This window comes from Ruegeria sp. AF3, assembly GCF_056536285.1.
Window position 1 is genome coordinate 1,805,298 of sequence record NZ_JBQFJM010000001.1, and the last position, 16,791, is coordinate 1,822,088.

Sequence of the window (16,791 nt, forward strand, 5' to 3'; positions counted from 1 at the left end):
CGCACTCTCCCGCTTCTAAGGCCGCACAATTAAGATGTCTTCACGCCGGTTTGCCATAGGGAGTTTTGGGCTCTGCGGCACGACATAGGCGTCAAAACCAGCGCTCCTTGCCCGCTGGAGCAAGCCAAAGATGGCAGCATCGTCAATTTGTCCAGGGGTTGGCACGTTGAACCGAACATCAGGTGCATCGTCCGTTTTCATGAAAGCCCGGTGAAAGTCTGCACCGGCGTCGCTTGCAAAGAACCTCTTGCGCTTCGAGATGTTGGGAATGTCACCGATCAGCAGTTGACCACCCGGCGACAGCAGACTGAGGGCCTCATCCAGGAACCTAAAAACGGACCCTTCTTCGAATGCATAATGAAGAACACTGTAACACAGGATCGCGTCGATTCGCCCTTTTTCCTCCGCAAGAAAGCTTGGGCAATTGGGGAAGAGTGTATCGATTTTTTGAATATCTTCACTGTCGGGTAGTTGGGAAAGCATCTCTTTGCCATCCAGCAGCGAAAGGGCGTGTTGGTTACGTGCGCACAAGTCAATAAGCAAGAAAGGCAGATCGCTGCAACCGGGACCTATGTCAACGACCCTCCGGGCTTTTCCCGAAAGATTCGTCAGCTTGGCGCAGATATCCAAAAAAATCTCTTCTTCTTGGCCCTCGCGATAGGTGTCCGGAAATCCAATTTTTTCATAGCGCGAAAGGTTACTGTCACTAGCCATACGCTGAAAGTCGGCAAACCCGATGTTGGAGAAATCAGTCTTGGGTGGCATTCCGCTTCTCCTTCATGTGTGCCGTCTTGGCGTGTGAATAACCACAATAAGTGCGTTCCTTAACAAAAAACTGCCGTCGCAGACAAGAGATCCTGCAATCACCCGCGGATGTATCGAAGTGCTCTCTCAATTTTTGGAACCTAGATTGAGGCCCATGATCCAGTCCCATGTCTCTTGCAGTCCGGTAAGCATGTCTGTTTCAGCAGACCAATTGAAGGTTTCAAGCGCCGCCGAACAGTCAAGGACGGAAACTGGCACATCGGTAGCGGGCGCCGGTTTAAAGCGACGTTCGAAGGCGCGTCCCGTCACATCCTCCATGGCTGCCAACAATTCTACAAGTGACGTACCGCTGCCGCTGCCGGCGTTGAAGACACCTTCTTTCCTGGAGGTGCCAGCAAGGGTGCAAAAGCGCGCCAGATCGCGAACGAAAACGTAGTCGCGCACAACTGAGCCGTCGCCCCAGACCTCCACCGCTGCGCCATTGACGATCTGGTTGAGGAACGTGGCGACTACGCCCTGAACACCGGTGTGGCCCTGTCGAGGTCCGAACGGATTCGACGCCCGTATGATGATGGGCGACAATCCCCGAGTGCGCCGGTACATTTCCAAATAGCTTTCAATTGCGACTTTAGTGATACCATAGGAGTTGATGGGGCGAAGTGGGTGCGTTTCGTCTATGGGAACGGTTTCCGTGATCCCGTAAACGGTACCGCCAGAGGAAAGGAACAGAAGTCGCGAGACGTTTGCATCCAGCATCGCTTCGACAAGTTGTTGCGTTCCTAGAAGATTCTCGCGTACGTCCCGTTTGGGATCGAGAGCCGCGGTGCTCGGAAACGTGGTGGAGACGAGGTGAAACACGGCCTCCATCCCCTCCACAGCATCGCGCACGGCAGCCTGGTCAGTGAAATCGCCGAGCCGGTATTCTACCGATGGCAAGGCCAGTCGGAAGCTTTCCTCGTTCCGGTCGAATATTCGAATTTCATGGCCGTCTCGAAGAAGGGCATCGACCACGTGAGAGCCGATGAATCCACAACCACCAAGCACTAAGATCTTCATGGGTCGTCCCGCCAAATCCATTTTGAACTGCGTCTCATCGAGTTAGCCCGCGCACATTAGTCACACCGGTGCGATAACCGAAACTCGCTGGCGCCACACCAAAGAGCCGCTCAATCGCGTGCAAGGACGAGCCGTCGTAAGGCACGGGTTCTGCCGGATAATCGTTCCACCCCAAGTTTAGCTCAAGAAATCGTTCGATCAAATCCGCGCGCGCCCAGAACATAGTACCCATCGGGTAGTTAATATGCTGCGGAAGTTTTGTTATCCCTAGTCGTTGTGCGATGTGACCGGCGATAGCCTTGTTTTTCGCCCAACCGAGAAGATTGGGATCGTCAGGATAAACTATGCCGACCTCCGGCTTCTTTGCCATAGCCGTCACAATCCGGTCGAGCATTGTCGGGTCGATCTTACCGCCTACGGTATTTTGCATTAGGAATTCGACCCAGTTCGCAACGACCTTTCGATCCTGAACATCCCCGGATTTTTTCGTGTGCAGATGCCCAACAATGTCGAAATCCGCCGCCATCTCCTGACCGAATTCAGTAAGAAACGGCGCAATATCTCGACCTCTATTCGGGACAGCTCGCAGAGCGACAACCTGCTCGTTGTAAGTGCTTATAACGTCTTTAACCAGCTCTAACTGGCTTTGCGGTGCGCTTACGAACAAGCTGGGTTTTACTTGGTTCGCAGACAAGCGCGTTAAGATGTTTCCGACTTCATCAGGGAAAAATGCGTGGATATGAAGGGCCACTTTTGTCGTACGCAACACATCCGGGTCGATGCCGCTAGTCTCATTTATAACTTCGGACTTCCAGCGCCCTTCCGGACAGCCTTCGTCAATATAGGAAATGAAGGGGTCGTTGGACAATTTCCATCCGTGTTCCTCCGCGTAGATCAGAGGATTGAAGCCTGGCACAGGTTTCCGTGAAGGTGCACCGCTCACATTTGAATTCAGGTAGTTCTTAATGTCCTGATCCTGGGTCGTCTTCTCTTTAAGTGGATTACTGAAGAAGTCCTGTCGAAATGCGCCCGACGTTTTCAACCGCTTCGCATCCCTGATAATGTTTTCCGATTTACACCCGCCCCTAACGACTAGGTTCTCCAGCCGATGGGTGTATGCCGCAAAATCGAAGGTTTCGCGCGCCAACTTCTGGCTTCGTGCCAGTACGTCCGCAAGAAGGTCAGCATCATGAGCCAACGCAACAATCTTTTCGGCCATCTCTGTCGTGTCAAGGAAGCTAGCTATACAGGCCTCTTTCAAGCCCGCGGACTCTAACAGGTCGGCTATGCCCGTCGTGCGCTCAAAGCAAACCATAGGCTTGTTCGCAACAAGCATATCGATAGCCACGTTCGGAAGTGGGTCGAGACGAGACGAAAGCAACAACAGATCCGCGGTTTTGTAGACGTGTTCGATCTCTGTCGTTGAGCGCACGATTTGCACTTGCGATTGAATCCCTGCCCGTTCGATCTGATCCGCCAAGTAGGCCGAACGCTGTGTGTCACGAACTGGATCGTAGCCGTGTCCGAACCAAACGAACCGGAAGCGTCCACCTCCGGGACCCCGAATGACCCTATTGGCCACTTCAACGAACAGATCAATCCCCTTGCGTGTTTCAATCGTACCCGCACCGATAACGACAAAGGTTTCATCCGCTGCTCCGCCAGGTCTAAGCACACTGTCTAACCAGGCCGTTTCGATCTTGTTGGGCGCTTCGTCGGCCGATTGGCTACTACACTTGCCCTGAGGCAAAATATGGACATTCACCGGCCTTTCCACCCCAAGTTCGGAAAGCACATTGTCCAAAGTTATGTCCGCGGAGAACACGACATGGTCCGCGTTCACGAGGACATCAGAGAATGCGGTCGTAGGCCGAATGTAGGTGGCAAATTCATGCAGTAGGGCGACCGACGGAATGCCTGCCGCCCTGAGGCCGGGAAGGGTGGATCTGGATTCAACACTGTTTACGAATCCGGCCCTTACACCATTCTTGGCGCAAATCTCTACAATCCTCTTTGTAATTTCAGCTTGTTTTACGGACCTACGGTTAAGTTCGAAAAACTCTACGCTCTCGGCTCGAAATTCATTAGCAAGTTCGCCACCACCAAGGGTGACGGATATAACATTGTGGTTTTTGCCAAGCTCTTTAACGAGGTTCAAAGCAAGTATTGGAGCACCTGTCCGAGTGGCATCATGACTCACAACCATAACGGTGCTGTCATGTTTCCGATTCGTCACTTTGGCTAGGGTCGAACCCCTCGAAGAGTTATCTTGGTTTTTGGTGCGTGCAAAGCTGCCGCCACCGTCTGAACTTTCGAGTGCGCCCATCTCAGCCAAATGTTGTATTGAGCGCTTGGGGTCGCGCTTTTTGGCCGAGGACAAAAAGCGCTCTCGGCGGCGTTCGGAAAACAAAGACTCCTGTCTGGCAAGCCAATAAAGAAACTTGCTTACTTGTTTGTGCTTCAGCGATTCCCAGGGCTTGTCCCGTGCTTCGGCCAATTCATAAAAAAGATTTTGGCTTTCCTGAGACGTAGTGCGCAGGTATTCAAGTTCCGCAGCTGTTCGCGACAGTTCTGCGAGAATCTCATTGCGCGAAGCTTGTGCATTCTCGGCATCCAATTCCCGCAACGTGTGGGGACCGCTTGTTTCATTGGATTTATTTTTTGACATTCAGAAATCTGCTTATGCAATAGAGTGTAATTTGGCCAGCTGAGGCCCCTAAATGGTGGAGCCAGCCCTGAACACTTATGACTACCTCAACTTTTGGTTATCCAGTTCGTCCGAAGTGGCTACGACCACGCTGGATAATCAAACAATTTCCTTCATGTGGTCGCTGATGTACGGTTGTCATACTTGATTGTTCCTCTGGATCAAGCTTTTTGAGGTCTGTGTCCTTCCAAACTGAACTGGTCAGCTGGATATCGCCAAATTATCAGATGATCGCGAAGCAAAACCTGGCGCGTCTCCACCGGGTGGGCCGGTTTGATTGTTAGTGCAATGCTGGCCTTTGGTCCATCAGCAAGGTGCTTTTCGGCGCAGGCGGACGATACCCCAATGCGCTATGCGGCCTGACGGTGTTGTAGTGGACGTGTCAATGCTCGATCCGGATTTGGATTTCCCACAAGCTGTAGAAGAATTCACCAGTCAACAGGTTGTAGCGGAACCGTGCGTTGAAGCTTTCGCAGTATTTGTTCTCCCATGGTGATCCCGGTTTGATGTAGGCCGTATTCGCCCCGACCGCCGCGATCCAGCCACATACCATCTGCGCAATGATTTCGGTCCCGCAACATATTAGGAATGATGTTGATAAAGAGGCTATGTTTGCCTGCGCGGCCATCAAATAGCGCAGCAGGCGATCATAGTCTGTTCTCGGGTCTTACGTGATTTTGCGACAAACCACCCTGCAGAGGAGACCGTCTACGACGCACAGCCAACCCTTCTTCGCGATAGAGCCGGAACAGTTTCTTGTGGTTCACCTCAAAACCTTCCCTGGCTAACAAGATGCCCAAACGACGATAGCCGAACCGACGACGCTCTTTCGCCAGTTCGTGCAGCCTTTTGCGTATTGCACCATCGCCCTGATCCCGCTTCTGATACTGAAAGACTGACCTATGCAAATCAGCCAATTCACACGCCCAACGCTCAGACAAGCCGTACCAATCCATCACATCGCGCACGGCTCGTCGCTTCACATCAGGCGTCAGTAGTTTTTTGTCGCGAGATCCCTAAGGGCTTCATTGTCCAGCATCGCATCCGCCAACATGCGCTTCAGCTTGTTGTTCTCGTCTTCCAGCGCCTGCTGCGTCTAGGCATCAGACACGTTCATGCCGCCAAACTTTGCTTTGTACCTATAGAAGGTCGCATCACTGATGCCGTATCTGCGACAATGCACCTGCGCTTTCACGCCTGCCTCATACTCTTTGATCATCCCAATGATCTGCTCATCACAAAATCTGCGTTTCATGGTCCATCCTTTTCTTGGATGGAATTCTAGGCTCAGGACCCATTGATTTGCGCGGAGGGTCGTGATTCACGGTTCGAAAAACGAGCGGTGAACATGTCTGATCTTTTCTGGCTGACGGATGCGCATATGGCGCGTCTTGAGCCCTTCTTCCCGAAATCCCACGGCAAGCCCCGAGTCGATGATCGACGTGTTTTGAGCGGTATTATCTTCGTCAATCGCAACGGGTTACGATGGCGTGATGCGCCTACAGCCTATGGCCCGCACAAGACGCTCTACAATCGCTAGAAGCGGTGGAGCGACAAGGGTGTCTTCGCCCGGATGATGGCGGGTCTGGCTGCCGAGCACGGCGAACAGAAGACTGTCATGATCGACGCGACCTATCTCAAGGCCCACCGAACAGCGACCAGCATGGGCGTGAAAAAGGGGGGCGCGGACGCCTGATCGGACGCACCAAGGGAGGAATGAACACCAAGCTCCACGCGATTTGTGACAGTCAGGGACGTCCTCTTAATCTGTTCATCACAGCCGGGCAAGTCAGCGATTACATCGGAGCGCGGGCATTACTGAGCAGCCTGCCGAACGTCGATTGGCTGCTCGGGGATCGCGGTTATGACGCAGATTGGTTCCGGGAAGCGTTGAAAGACAAAGGGATACGCGCCTGCATCCCTGGCCGAAAACAGCGGAAGAAACCCGTCAAGTACGACAAGCGCAGATACAAACGCCGAAATCGGATCGAGATCATGTTCGGCAGGCTCAAGGATTGGCGGCGCGTGGCAACCCGATACGACCGCTGCCCAAAAGTCTTCCTCTCTGCCATCGCACTCGCCGCACTCGTCATTTACTGGCTATGAGTCCTGACCCTAGTTTTGGGTTTTGAAACCCAAGGGCATGTGCTAGAGGCGTTTCGAACCATTCAGTATCAGTTGATACTTAGATTAAGAGTTCGGCCCATTTGTGACGACCTAGTCAGCTTGGAAACTGAAATCGAAACGACAATTGGACAAGTGTGAATGAATTTACCACCGTTATGGAAAATTCAGCGAGAATTGGCGCGCGCGGGCCGCAAGCTCATGCACCTACCCGCCGAGCTTTTGCGGCATTTATATCTCCGTCGGTATTACGACTGGGTATTGTCTCGGCAAGTGAAGCGCTCTCGAGGCGCAGTTTCATTTGGTTCAGAAATCGGAATATTTCTTATTTTTCCTAAAACGGGAGTCTTGCCTTCCCATCTGTATGCCTTGGAGCAGATGGTTCAGGCAGGCATTTCCCCAGTCGTCGTATCCAATCTGCCGCTCAGCACGGCAGATTTTGCTGAACTTAGCCCACACGCTTCACTGATTATAGAACGTCCAAACTTCGGATATGATTTTGGCGGGTACCGGGATGGCGTACTGGAGGTGGCCAACCGTTTCCCAGAGCTGACTCGGCTTTGGCTCTTAAATGATTCCGCATGGTTGGTCCCACAAAAACGCACTTGGTTTGATGACGCCCGCGACTTAGATGTGGATTTCGCAGCAGCTACTTCCAACTTTGCGATGCCTCGGGTCGATCCGGCGAAATTTCGGGAAATTACGTGGAAGTTTCGAGTGACGCACCGAAATTTCCACTATGCTTCTTATGCACTTGGTATTGGTCCAGCCATCTTAAGAAACCCAGGTTTTGTAAAGTACTGGCGCAAACTAGAAATTCGAAATGACAAAACAAGAACGGTACGCCGTGGTGAAATTGGATTGTCACAATGGGTTTTGAAGCATGGGTATACGCATCGCGCCACATGCGAGGTTGATGCGCTTGACCGCGAATTGGCAGCCTTGACGGACAAGGAAGTCGATAGGGTTGCGCGGGAACTTATCATTCCCGGCGACGTTATTCCCGGCGACGTTGCCTTGGACGCAGTAAAAGAACAAGTTTTGAGCCTTGATGCACTTAGCGCAGAGGGGCGTTCCGACCGTATTGCATTTATCCTGACAAGCGTGTCGCGTTACGCCTGCGCCTATTGCCTGCCATCCTACACTATGTCTCATCGTGGTTTTCAGTTTCTCAAAAAGTCTCCGCTGTGGCTATCCCCGAAGGGGGCTGGGTTGATGTTGGCAATTATTTCCCGAATCCGAGGGCCGGTGGGCCAGGACATTCAACAAGAAGCATCCAAAATAGTACGCCAAGACGCGGAAACCCATATACAGTGAAGTAACAAGCTTCAGGATTCCGGCTGTGATTGGGCAAAGCAAGACTGAGCCGCTCCATGAAAACTGAACGGGATCAGTTTTTTTCAGCCGCTCTTCTCTTCTGCCGATCAGTTTGACTTAAATGTGTTTTTCCGACAGACCATGGTTGACGATCCACCGGCAAGCGCAGGGGAGCGTGCGAGACACCTTACCGCCAGTGAAAGGCATGGTGTTAAGTTGCGGGATCAGGAACCAAACCCGCTTGACTCAATTTGCGAAGTTTTCTGGAACCGCCTTACCACAGCAGATGCCGCTGGCTTAGCCTAATGACTGAGCAGGTTTTTGAGGTATTTTCCGTATTCGTTTTTGCCGAATTTGCGGGCGCGGGCTTCGAGGTCGTGGTCGTTGATCCAGCCCAGCGTATGGGCGATTTCGTCGGGTGATCCGGTTTGCAGGCCTTGCCTGTCCTGAAGCGTGCGCACGAAGTTTCCGGCGTCCAGCAGGCTTGCATGGGTTCCGGTATCCAGCCAGGCATAACCGCGTCCCATGCGGTTGACGCTGAGCAACCCGGCCTCAAGGTACATTTCAAGCAAGGTGACAATCTCAAGCTCGCCGCGTGCAGACGGTTTTACGGCGCGGGCCCGTTCAGGGGCAGAGCCGTCCAGAAAGTACAGCCCGGTCACGGCGTAGTTCGATGGCGGCACTTGAGGTTTCTCGACAATCTGGGTGACGGCGCCAGCCTCGTCATAGGCCACGACCCCGTAGCGTTCGGGATCAGCGACCCGATAGCCGAAGACGGTGCCTCCCGTCTCTTTGGCGTCTGCCGATTGCAGGATCTCGGGCAGGCCGTGCCCGAAGAAAATGTTGTCGCCCAGCACCATGGCCGAGGGGGCACCATCCAGAAAGTCTTCTGCCAGAATATAGGCTTGCGCCAACCCGTCAGGAGAAGGTTGAACAATCCAGGTCAGGGACAGGCCCCATTGGCTTCCGTCGCCCAACAGGCGCTGAAACTGCTCCTGATCCTGCGGCGTCGTGATCATCGCGATGTCGCGGATCCCGGCCAGCATCAGCACCGAAAGGGGGTAATAGATCATCGGCTTGTCATAGATGGGCAAAAGCTGCTTCGAGACGCCCATCGTGATCGGATAAAGACGGGTACCTGACCCGCCTGCCAGAATGATACCTTTGCGTTTCTTGCCGTTCCGGGTCGTCATGTGCCGAGCTCTCCAAGGTCTTCAAGTATGCTGTGCAGGCCCGCCTTCCAATCCGGACGGGGCACGCCCAGGTCCGTTGTCAGTGTCGTGCAGTCCAGGCGGCTGTTCAGGGGGCGTTTCGCGGGGGTCGGGTATGCGCTGGACGGGATGTCTTCGACATTGCAGTCAATGCCGGCCTGATCGAAGATCTCGCGGGCAAAATCGGCCCAGCTGACATCAGGGCCACCGCTGCAATGGTAAATTCCGGTCTTTTCATCCGGGTTTGTCAAAAGGGCACGGGCCGCGCCGATACAGGCCCCGGCCAGTGCCGATGCCGGGGTTGGACCGCCAATCTGGTCTGCGACGATCGTCAGGTGGTCACGCTCTTTGCCGAGGCGCAGCATGGTTTTGACGAAGTTATGCCCATGTGACGACACCACCCACGAGGTTCGTATGATTGCATGGGGTCCGCCCGCCGCAATCACACCGGCCTCACCCGCCAGCTTGGTGCGCCCATAGGCGCCCAGCGGGCCGGTCGCGTGGTTGGGTAAGAACGGGGCCGTGCCCGCCCCGTCAAACACATAATCTGTCGAGACCTGAACAAACGGCAATCCGCGCCCGGCCGCGGCTTTGGCCAGCGCCGTGGGCGTGGCTCCGTTGATCAGCAGGGCAAGGTCTTCCTCCGCTTCGGCCTTGTCGACGGCGGTATATGCGGCGGCGTTGATCACCGCATCCGCATCGGTGTTGCGAACTAAGGCCGCGCACCCTTCGGGATCGGTAAAATCCGCCTTGTCGCGCCCAAGCGCTTCAACCGAGATTTCCCCGCCACACCGGATCAGTTCCCGGCCCAGCTGACCGGTCGCCCCGAAGACCAGAAGTTTCACGCGCTGACCCCCAGCCGTTCGCCAACGCCGGACCGGCCTTGCAGGGACCGCCACCACTCTTCATTGTTCAGGTACCATTCAACCGTTCTGCGCAGACCCTCCTCTACCGTCACGGATGGGCGCCAGTTCATTTCGTTGCGCATCCGCGAGGGATCGATGGCGTAACGCGCATCATGCCCGGGGCGGTCTGTGACAAAGGTGATCTGGTCCGCATAGACCCCCTGCGGTTTCGGGCGCAGATCGTCCAGGATCGTGCAAAGCGTCTGCACCAGTTCCAGATTGCTGCGCTCGTTCTCGCCACCGATGTTGTAGGACCGGCCGACAGCCCCCTTTTGCACCACCAGCAAAAGCGCGTCGGCGTGATCCTCGACATACAGCCAGTCGCGGACATTCGAGCCGTCACCATAGATCGGCAGCGCCTTGCCCGCGATTGCGTTCAGGATCACAACGGGGATCAGCTTTTCAGGGAAATGATAGGGTCCGTAATTGTTCGAACAGTTGGTCAGCACCACCGGCAGGCCATAGGTCTCGTGCCAGGCCCGGACCAGATGATCGCTGGAGGCTTTCGATGCGGAATAGGGTGACCGCGGATCATAGGGAGTATCCTCGGTGAACTGGCCGGAGGGCCCCAGGCTGCCAAAGACTTCATCGGTCGAGATATGGTGGAACCTGAAAGTGTCCGGTTTTCCCTGTCCGGCCCAATAGCTGCGCGCCGCCTCCAGCATGTTGTATGTGCCCAGGACATTGGTTTCGATGAAAGCCCCCGGCCCGTCGATGGACCGGTCAACATGGGATTCTGCCGCCAGGTGCATTACCGCATCAGGCGCATGTTCGGCAAACACCGCCTTCAGGGCCGCAGGGTCGCGGATATCTGCGTGAACAAAGGCATAGTTCGGGTTCTCTGCAACCTCGGCAACATTGTCGAGGCAGGCCGCATAGGTCAGCGCATCAAGGTTCACGACCTGATGTCCATCAGCAATGGCACGCCGCACGACCGCGGACCCGATGAAACCCGCACCACCTGTCACCAACAGTTTCATATTCTATCCTTCGTAAACAAACGGGCTGTCAAAATCGGCCAGGGCAGGCGCAATCCTGTCCTTGTCGCTCAGCACCGGGTTCCCCTGCAAGGGCCAATCAATACCACAGGTGTCCCAGCGCACACCCCCATCGGCATCCGCATTGTAAGAGCTGGTACATTTGTAGCAGATTTCGGTGTCGGGCTCTAACGTCACAAAACCATGGGCAAAACCCGGCGGCACCCAAAGCTGTCGCCCGTTCTCAAAGCTGAGCTCGATGCCGAAAGATTGCCCATAGGTCGGCGATCCCTTGCGGATATCGACAGCGACATCATAAAGCGCCCCCCGGCCCGCCCGCACCAATTTGCCCTGCGCATGCGGAGGCGCCTGAAAATGCAGGCCGCGCAATGTCCCCACCGCGGACGACAGCGAATGGTTGTCCTGCACAAATTCCGGCAACACAACCCCAGCCTCCTCCAGCCGCGCCTTGTTCCAGCTCTCAGAAAAAAACCCGCGCAAATCCCCATGCCGCTGCGGGCGAATAACCAACACACCCGACAACCCCGTCTGCTCAATCTCCATAACACCTAACCTCAACCACCTGTTGCCTGTGTTTTGGCTTTGCCACACGTGTATGAAATGTGACTTCGATTCGAAATTTTCAGAGCGTAGTTAACTGACTGCGCGAACAAATTGAATGGGCAAGCTCTTTTGTCGAGTTATGCGTCTGATGGTTTCGGCGACCTTCTTGATTGGGCTCTTTGCTAAATTTCTGGTTGTCCAGTCCTTGCCGGTGGCCATAAATATAATCACACAAATAGTAAACCGCTTTGCTTGGAACGAAAGAGCGGATGAAAGAAACGCAGAAAAGCGGCAGTATCGGATCCGAGCTGCTACAAAACGTAACGGCTCAAATCTGCTGATTTGGTCAATTCACCCAGATTGTCGTCCACGAATTGTGCGTCGACAGTTATTTCTGTTCCGGCCCTGTCTGGTGCAGTGAATGACAGCTCTTCAAAGACCCGTTCCATGACTGTGTAAAGTCGCCGCGCACCAATGTTTTCAATGCTCTGGTTCACGTCGGCTGCGATCCGTGCCAAGGCGGCAATACCATCTTCGGTAAACCCAACCGTGACCTCTTCGGTGGCCATGAGGGCTGTATACTGCCGGGTCAGTGCGTTGTCGGTTTCAGTCAGGATGCGCACGAAGTCTTCCTCGGTCAGCGCACGCAGCTCTACCCGGATGGGCAGACGGCCTTGCAGCTCGGGCAAAAGGTCTGACGGTTTGGCGATATGGAACGCGCCGGATGCGATGAACAGGATGTGGTCGGTTTTCACCGGACCGTGTTTTGTCGAGACGGTTGTACCTTCGATCAGGGGCAGCAGGTCGCGCTGCACCCCTTCGCGACTTACATCACCGCCACGCGCTTCTGTGCGGGCACAGACCTTATCAATCTCGTCCAGAAAAACGATGCCATTCTGTTCCACCGATTCCAATGCGGTGCGGGTGACCGTCTCATCGTCCAGCAGCTTGTCTGCCTCTTCTCCGATCAGCACGTCATAGCTTTCGGCGACAGTCAGACGTTTCCTTACAGTGCGCCCGGCAAACGCCTTGCCAAAGATATCGCCCAGATTCATCATCCCCATCTGACTGCCAGGTTGTCCTGGGATATCGAACATCGGCATTGGGTTTGAACTGTCCGCGACGTCCAGTTCGATGACCGTTTCATCCAGTTCACCCGCCTTGAGCTTTTTGCGGAACATCTCTCGTGTGCCTTCACGGGCATCCGTACCAGCGATGGCGTCAATCACGCGGTCTTCGGCGGCCTGATAGGCTTTGGCCTTGACGTCTTCGCGCATGAATTCCCGTGTTTGCAGAATGGCGGCATCGGCCAGATCGCGGATGATTTGTTCCACGTCGCGACCGACATAGCCTACCTCGGTGAACTTCGTGGCTTCGACCTTGATAAAGGGTGCGCGCGCCAGCTTGGCCAGACGGCGGCTGATCTCGGTCTTGCCGACACCGGTGGGGCCGATCATCAGGATATTCTTTGGATACACCTCTTCGCGAATATCGTCCGGCAACTGCTTGCGGCGCCAGCGGTTGCGCAGGGCAACGGCCACAGCGCGCTTGGCATCCTTTTGCCCGATAATGAATCGATCCAGTTCCGAGACAATCTCGCGCGGGGTCAGGTCGGTCAAAGGGCAATCCTCTCGGTCGTATTTGCGTGATGCGGTCTAGGTAATCATGGCTTTGACGAAAACAAGCAAACCGCGGGTCTTGGCCGCGTTGGTTAACAATGCCTCATGCGGTTTGCAAATCCTTTGCTTGGGGAAAACACGAACCCTCTGTTACGGTTGCGTCAGGGTTACGAGCGTCAGGAGCATACAGAATGACGAAGATTGCCAAGATTACCCTGTTGTTTGTGGTGTTTGTGGATCTGATTGGGCAAGGTCTGGTCTTTCCCATCATCAATTCGCTGATCATGGAAACGAGCTCAGGTTTCCTGCCGGAAAGCACGCCAGTGGGCCGTAGGCATTTTTACTACGGTCTGGTGATCGGATGCTTTTTCCTGTCGTGGTTTCTGGGTGTTGTTTATGTCTCGAAAGTGTCTGACTCGATCGGGCGAAAGAATGCGTTGCTGGTCTGCCTTGGGGGGGCGTTGGCCGGATATGCGCTGACCATTGTGGCGCTTTATCTCAATAACCTGCTTCTGCTGATCGTCGGCCGTTCGATTACCGGGTTCACTGCGGGCAATCAGCCCATCGCGCAGGCAGCGATGATCGATGGCAGCACTGACGCGTCTGACCGGGACCGAAACATGGGCTACATCGTGACAGGTGTCAGCTTTGGCCTTGTCGGCGGGCCGATCATCGGCGCAGTTTTGTCGGATTCGGCGCTGTTTGGCGGCTTTGCCACGCTGAAAACCCCGTTCTATGGCGCGTTCGTGTTGGTTCTGGTGGCGATATTTCTGGTGCTTCTGTTTTTCAAGGACACCCGAACCAGGCGCGAGCCCTTTGTGTTTCGTCCCCGCGATATTACCGACAGTCTGATCGCAGTTGGCGAACACCCGCTGGTTCTGAAAATCCTGCCGGTCTATTCGTTTTTCATGATCGCCAATGTCACATTCTACGTGTTTGTCGACAATTTCCTGACCAGCGCATTCGGGTATGGGGTCATTGGTGGCAGCGTGGCGATGGTTGTCATCGGTGTGGCGCTGGCTTTTTCCAGTACGTTCCTGGTGAAGCCTGCCCAGGAAAGGTTCAGCAAACACGCGATCATTTACACGTCGCTTGTGGTGATGGTCATTTGCGGGTTTGCCTTTGCCTTCAGCCCAAGCGGTGTATTCAGCTATGTCCCCGTGTTCTTCTTCTATTTCCTGTTCGGCATCGCCTATCCAACGCTGTTGGGCCTGTTCTCCTCAAGCGTCAGCGAGGCGGATCAGGGCTGGGCCATGGGCGTGGCCACTGCCGTGTTCTGCCTTGCGGGAGGGATCATGTCACTGATCGGTGGCGGATTGATGAGCATCGATATCCGCGTGCCCTATTACATCGTGATCGTTGCGGCGATCCTGGGGTTGATCGGCATGCACCGTCGATGGAAAGGCAAAGAGATCAAGGCGCTTTTAGCCTGAGATCGTCTCAACCGTCAGGTTGCCATTGGTGTAGACGCAGATATCTGCTGCGATGGCCATGGATTGCCGGGCGATGTCTTCTGCGGATTTGTCGCTGTCCATCATGGCACGCGCGGCGGCCAGAGCGAAATTGCCTCCCGACCCGATGGCAGCCACATTGTGTTCGGGTTCCAGAACGTCCCCTGCCCCGGTGATGACAAGAAGATCTCTGCCGTCTGTCACGATCAGCATCGCCTCAAGCTTTTGCAGATACTTGTCGGTGCGCCAGTCCTTGGCGAGTTCAACCGAGGCGCGGGCCAGTTGACCGGGCGTAGCCTCAAGCTTGGCTTCGAGCCGTTCCAGCAATGTGAAGGCATCCGCTGTCGATCCGGCAAAACCTGCCACGACCTCGAACCCTCCGGGAGACAGGCGGCGCACCTTGCGCGCTGTGCCCTTGATCACGGTTTGACCCAGACTCACCTGACCGTCGCCGGCAATGACGACATGACCGTCCTTCTTGACGCCAATGATCGTTGTGCCGTGCCAACCGGGAAAGTCGTTATCTGCCATGATCGTCTCCGCTTTTGCTGGCGGTATATATGGGCCGGACCGGTTGTTGGCGCAACCCATTGCCAAACTGCCCAAAAGATATGCAAAAAATGCAATTCGGGGTTACCGGACCAGCAATTGTGAGTCCGGCCAAGCGGTACTAGATGAGGCTCACAACCGACAACGGGTCGGCTGTTTCTTCAATAAGGACTGCGCACATGGCAACTACAGCTAATATTCATGCGCCGCTCGGAGCAGCTACCATCCTGCACGTGGCGGACGTTTTCATCAATGCATTCGACAATGTTGTCGCATGGAATGAAGCCCGTAAAACACGGAACCTTCTGTCGGAACTCAGCGACACGCAGCTGGACGATATCGGTCTGAGCCGCGCGGATATCGCTAAAATCTGATCCAACCGACAGATCGTCAAACCGAACCAGCCGCCCGGATTTCCGAGCGGCTTTTTCGTTGCTCAGCCCTGGGCGTATTTCCCGGCAAGATCGGGCAAAAAGGCCTCGACCGCAGCAGTTGCAATGACGTGCAGAGTGCCAGTCTCTTCATCGGCGACATCCAGACCACCTTTGACCGCGCGAACCTCGGCCCGGCCCCGTGGCAAGTCGGCAGCAACCAGCTCGCAGTTCACCTGTTCCGGATTCTGAACGCCGATTGTCACACGCACGCGCATTTCGTTGTGATCGATCCCCAGCTTTGAAAACAGCGTGATGGATGAATGATGCAGCGCGTCCTGAACCGCGCGGCGGGCTGCTTTGGTATAATCCTGACCATAAAGGTCATTGCCGGTGCCCATTTCCAGGATGATCCGCTTTTCACTCATTGCGCAGGGTCCATGTCGCAAGAAACGATCAGTGCGGCGTTGGCGATGACCGTGTGGCCGTCGCCATGCGGTTTTTCGATGTCCAGCCCACCCTTTGTGACAGTAATGTTGGGCTGGCCATAAGGGAAAACGGCTTTGAGGGCGTCTGTATCCACTTGATCCGGCTGCTGCACGCCGATCTCGGCATCGATGATCATCACCTCTTTCGGGAAACCAAACAGCTCGGCCATATTGACCGAGTTGTGCCACAGCGCGTCTCTGATCGCCCGCAGCGACGCCTCGGTATAGTCCATCCGGCGCAGGGATGTGCCCATCCCGAACTCTACAAGAACGCGCGTTTTCGCCATTGGTTTCCCCGCCGATTCAACAAAAAAGGCGCCCCGATCAGAGGCGCCTTTCGAACAATTCGTTATCGCCAGATTAGATGGATTCGTCGATCCAGCTTTGCAGCGCGGCTTTGGGGGCAGCGCCTGCGCGATTCGATACAACCTGACCGTCCTTGAAGATGAACAGCGCCGGAATGCCGCGCACGCCCATGGCGGCGGCAGAGTTCGGGTTGTTGTCCACGTCCACCTTGGCGATCTTGACCTTGCCGCCATATTCGGCGGCCAGCTCTTCCAGTGCCGGACCGATCTGCTTACAGGGTCCGCACCATTCGGCCCAGAAATCCACTACAACTGGAACGTCCGAGTTCTTGACTTCGGCGTCAAAGGTTTCGTCGGTGACGGCTACGGTCGACATATTATG

17 protein-coding genes and 2 pseudogenes are annotated in these 16,791 nt (G+C 55.0%); 4 read left to right on the plus strand and 15 right to left on the minus strand.

The features are described 5' to 3' along the window. Nucleotides 1-15: 15 nt before the first annotated feature. From ACR3FC_RS09150 to ACR3FC_RS09175, 6 genes and pseudogenes are all read right to left on the minus strand, one after another. Nucleotides 16-765 (minus strand): hypothetical protein, encoded by a 750-nt coding sequence (locus tag ACR3FC_RS09150; protein WP_480474413.1) that lies wholly within the window; start codon nt 763-765, stop codon nt 16-18. Nucleotides 766-891: 126 nt separating this feature from the next. Then, a complete protein-coding gene (locus tag ACR3FC_RS09155; RefSeq protein WP_480474414.1) occupies nt 892-1,821 on the minus strand; it encodes an NAD-dependent epimerase/dehydratase family protein in 930 nt (309 codons plus the stop codon). Nucleotides 1,822-1,855: 34 nt separating this feature from the next. Next, nucleotides 1,856-4,489 carry a rhamnan synthesis F family protein gene (locus tag ACR3FC_RS09160; RefSeq protein ID WP_480474415.1) on the minus strand — a complete coding sequence of 878 codons (2,634 nt, stop codon included), beginning with the start codon at nt 4,487-4,489 and terminating at the stop codon, nt 1,856-1,858. 319 nt (nt 4,490-4,808) lie between these two features. Beyond that, nucleotides 4,809-5,102: pseudogene (locus tag ACR3FC_RS09165) on the minus strand (integrase core domain-containing protein); the annotation flags it as partial. Between the two features lie 73 nt (nt 5,103-5,175). Beyond that, entirely contained in the window at nt 5,176-5,484 is a 309-nt protein-coding gene (locus ACR3FC_RS09170; RefSeq protein ID WP_480476862.1) for an IS3 family transposase, read from the minus strand. 140 nt (nt 5,485-5,624) lie between these two features. Further along, nucleotides 5,625-5,783: a transposase gene (locus ACR3FC_RS09175; protein WP_480474416.1), complete on the minus strand. Its 159-nt coding sequence runs from the start codon at nt 5,781-5,783 to the stop codon at nt 5,625-5,627. A 93-nt stretch (nt 5,784-5,876) separates the two neighbouring features. On the opposite strand from ACR3FC_RS09175, the pseudogene ACR3FC_RS09180 reads away from it, so the two are divergent. Together ACR3FC_RS09180 and ACR3FC_RS09185 are read left to right on the plus strand one after the other, a co-directional pair. After that, nucleotides 5,877-6,634, plus strand: a pseudogene (locus ACR3FC_RS09180) (IS5 family transposase). Between the two features lie 159 nt (nt 6,635-6,793). Beyond that, a complete protein-coding gene (locus ACR3FC_RS09185) occupies nt 6,794-7,969 on the plus strand; it encodes a rhamnan synthesis F family protein (RefSeq protein WP_480474417.1) in 1,176 nt (391 codons plus the stop codon). Nucleotides 7,970-8,271: 302 nt separating this feature from the next. Here ACR3FC_RS09185 and rfbA read toward each other — a convergent pair whose 3' ends face one another. The 5 genes from rfbA to hslU form a co-directional block, all read right to left on the minus strand. Then, nucleotides 8,272-9,162, minus strand: a complete 891-nt coding sequence (rfbA, locus tag ACR3FC_RS09190) for a glucose-1-phosphate thymidylyltransferase RfbA (RefSeq protein WP_480474418.1) — start codon at nt 9,160-9,162, stop codon at nt 8,272-8,274. Then, nucleotides 9,159-10,025 (minus strand): dTDP-4-dehydrorhamnose reductase, encoded by an 867-nt coding sequence (gene rfbD, locus ACR3FC_RS09195; protein WP_480474419.1) that lies wholly within the window; start codon nt 10,023-10,025, stop codon nt 9,159-9,161. Before rfbD ends, rfbA begins: the two co-directional genes overlap by 4 nt. Next, a complete protein-coding gene (gene rfbB / locus ACR3FC_RS09200; RefSeq protein WP_480474420.1) occupies nt 10,022-11,065 on the minus strand; it encodes a dTDP-glucose 4,6-dehydratase in 1,044 nt (347 codons plus the stop codon). The genes rfbD and rfbB overlap by 4 nt, the downstream gene beginning before the upstream one ends. A 3-nt stretch (nt 11,066-11,068) precedes the next feature. Next, nucleotides 11,069-11,626 (minus strand): dTDP-4-dehydrorhamnose 3,5-epimerase, encoded by a 558-nt coding sequence (rfbC, locus tag ACR3FC_RS09205; RefSeq protein ID WP_480474421.1) that lies wholly within the window; start codon nt 11,624-11,626, stop codon nt 11,069-11,071. Nucleotides 11,627-11,937: 311 nt separating this feature from the next. Next, nucleotides 11,938-13,245, minus strand: a complete 1,308-nt coding sequence (gene hslU, locus ACR3FC_RS09210; protein WP_480474422.1) for an ATP-dependent protease ATPase subunit HslU — start codon at nt 13,243-13,245, stop codon at nt 11,938-11,940. A 191-nt stretch (nt 13,246-13,436) separates the two neighbouring features. Between hslU and ACR3FC_RS09215 the strand changes: the two genes are divergently transcribed. Beyond that, nucleotides 13,437-14,678: an MFS transporter gene (locus ACR3FC_RS09215; protein WP_480474423.1), complete on the plus strand. Its 1,242-nt coding sequence runs from the start codon at nt 13,437-13,439 to the stop codon at nt 14,676-14,678. Here the strand turns inward: ACR3FC_RS09215 and hslV are convergent. Continuing rightward, the gene (gene hslV, locus ACR3FC_RS09220) at nt 14,670-15,227 is read right to left on the minus strand and encodes an ATP-dependent protease subunit HslV (RefSeq protein WP_480474424.1); all 558 of its coding nucleotides are present in this window, start codon (nt 15,225-15,227) and stop codon (nt 14,670-14,672) included. The two genes, ACR3FC_RS09215 and hslV, sit on opposite strands and share 9 nt — an antisense overlap. A 197-nt stretch (nt 15,228-15,424) precedes the next feature. Between hslV and ACR3FC_RS09225 the strand changes: the two genes are divergently transcribed. Beyond that, the gene (locus ACR3FC_RS09225) at nt 15,425-15,619 is read left to right on the plus strand and encodes a DUF1127 domain-containing protein (protein WP_209505251.1); all 195 of its coding nucleotides are present in this window, start codon (nt 15,425-15,427) and stop codon (nt 15,617-15,619) included. Between the two features lie 62 nt (nt 15,620-15,681). Here ACR3FC_RS09225 and ACR3FC_RS09230 read toward each other — a convergent pair whose 3' ends face one another. The 3 genes from ACR3FC_RS09230 to trxA form a co-directional block, all read right to left on the minus strand. Next, nucleotides 15,682-16,044 (minus strand): Lin0512 family protein, encoded by a 363-nt coding sequence (locus ACR3FC_RS09230; RefSeq protein WP_480474425.1) that lies wholly within the window; start codon nt 16,042-16,044, stop codon nt 15,682-15,684. Beyond that, entirely contained in the window at nt 16,041-16,391 is a 351-nt protein-coding gene (locus tag ACR3FC_RS09235; RefSeq protein WP_480474426.1) for a Lin0512 family protein, read from the minus strand. Before ACR3FC_RS09235 ends, ACR3FC_RS09230 begins: the two co-directional genes overlap by 4 nt. A gap of 73 nt (nt 16,392-16,464) precedes the next feature. Beyond that, the gene (gene trxA / locus ACR3FC_RS09240; RefSeq protein WP_209505247.1) at nt 16,465-16,785 is read right to left on the minus strand and encodes a thioredoxin; all 321 of its coding nucleotides are present in this window, start codon (nt 16,783-16,785) and stop codon (nt 16,465-16,467) included. Between the last annotated feature and the right edge of the window lie 6 nt (nt 16,786-16,791).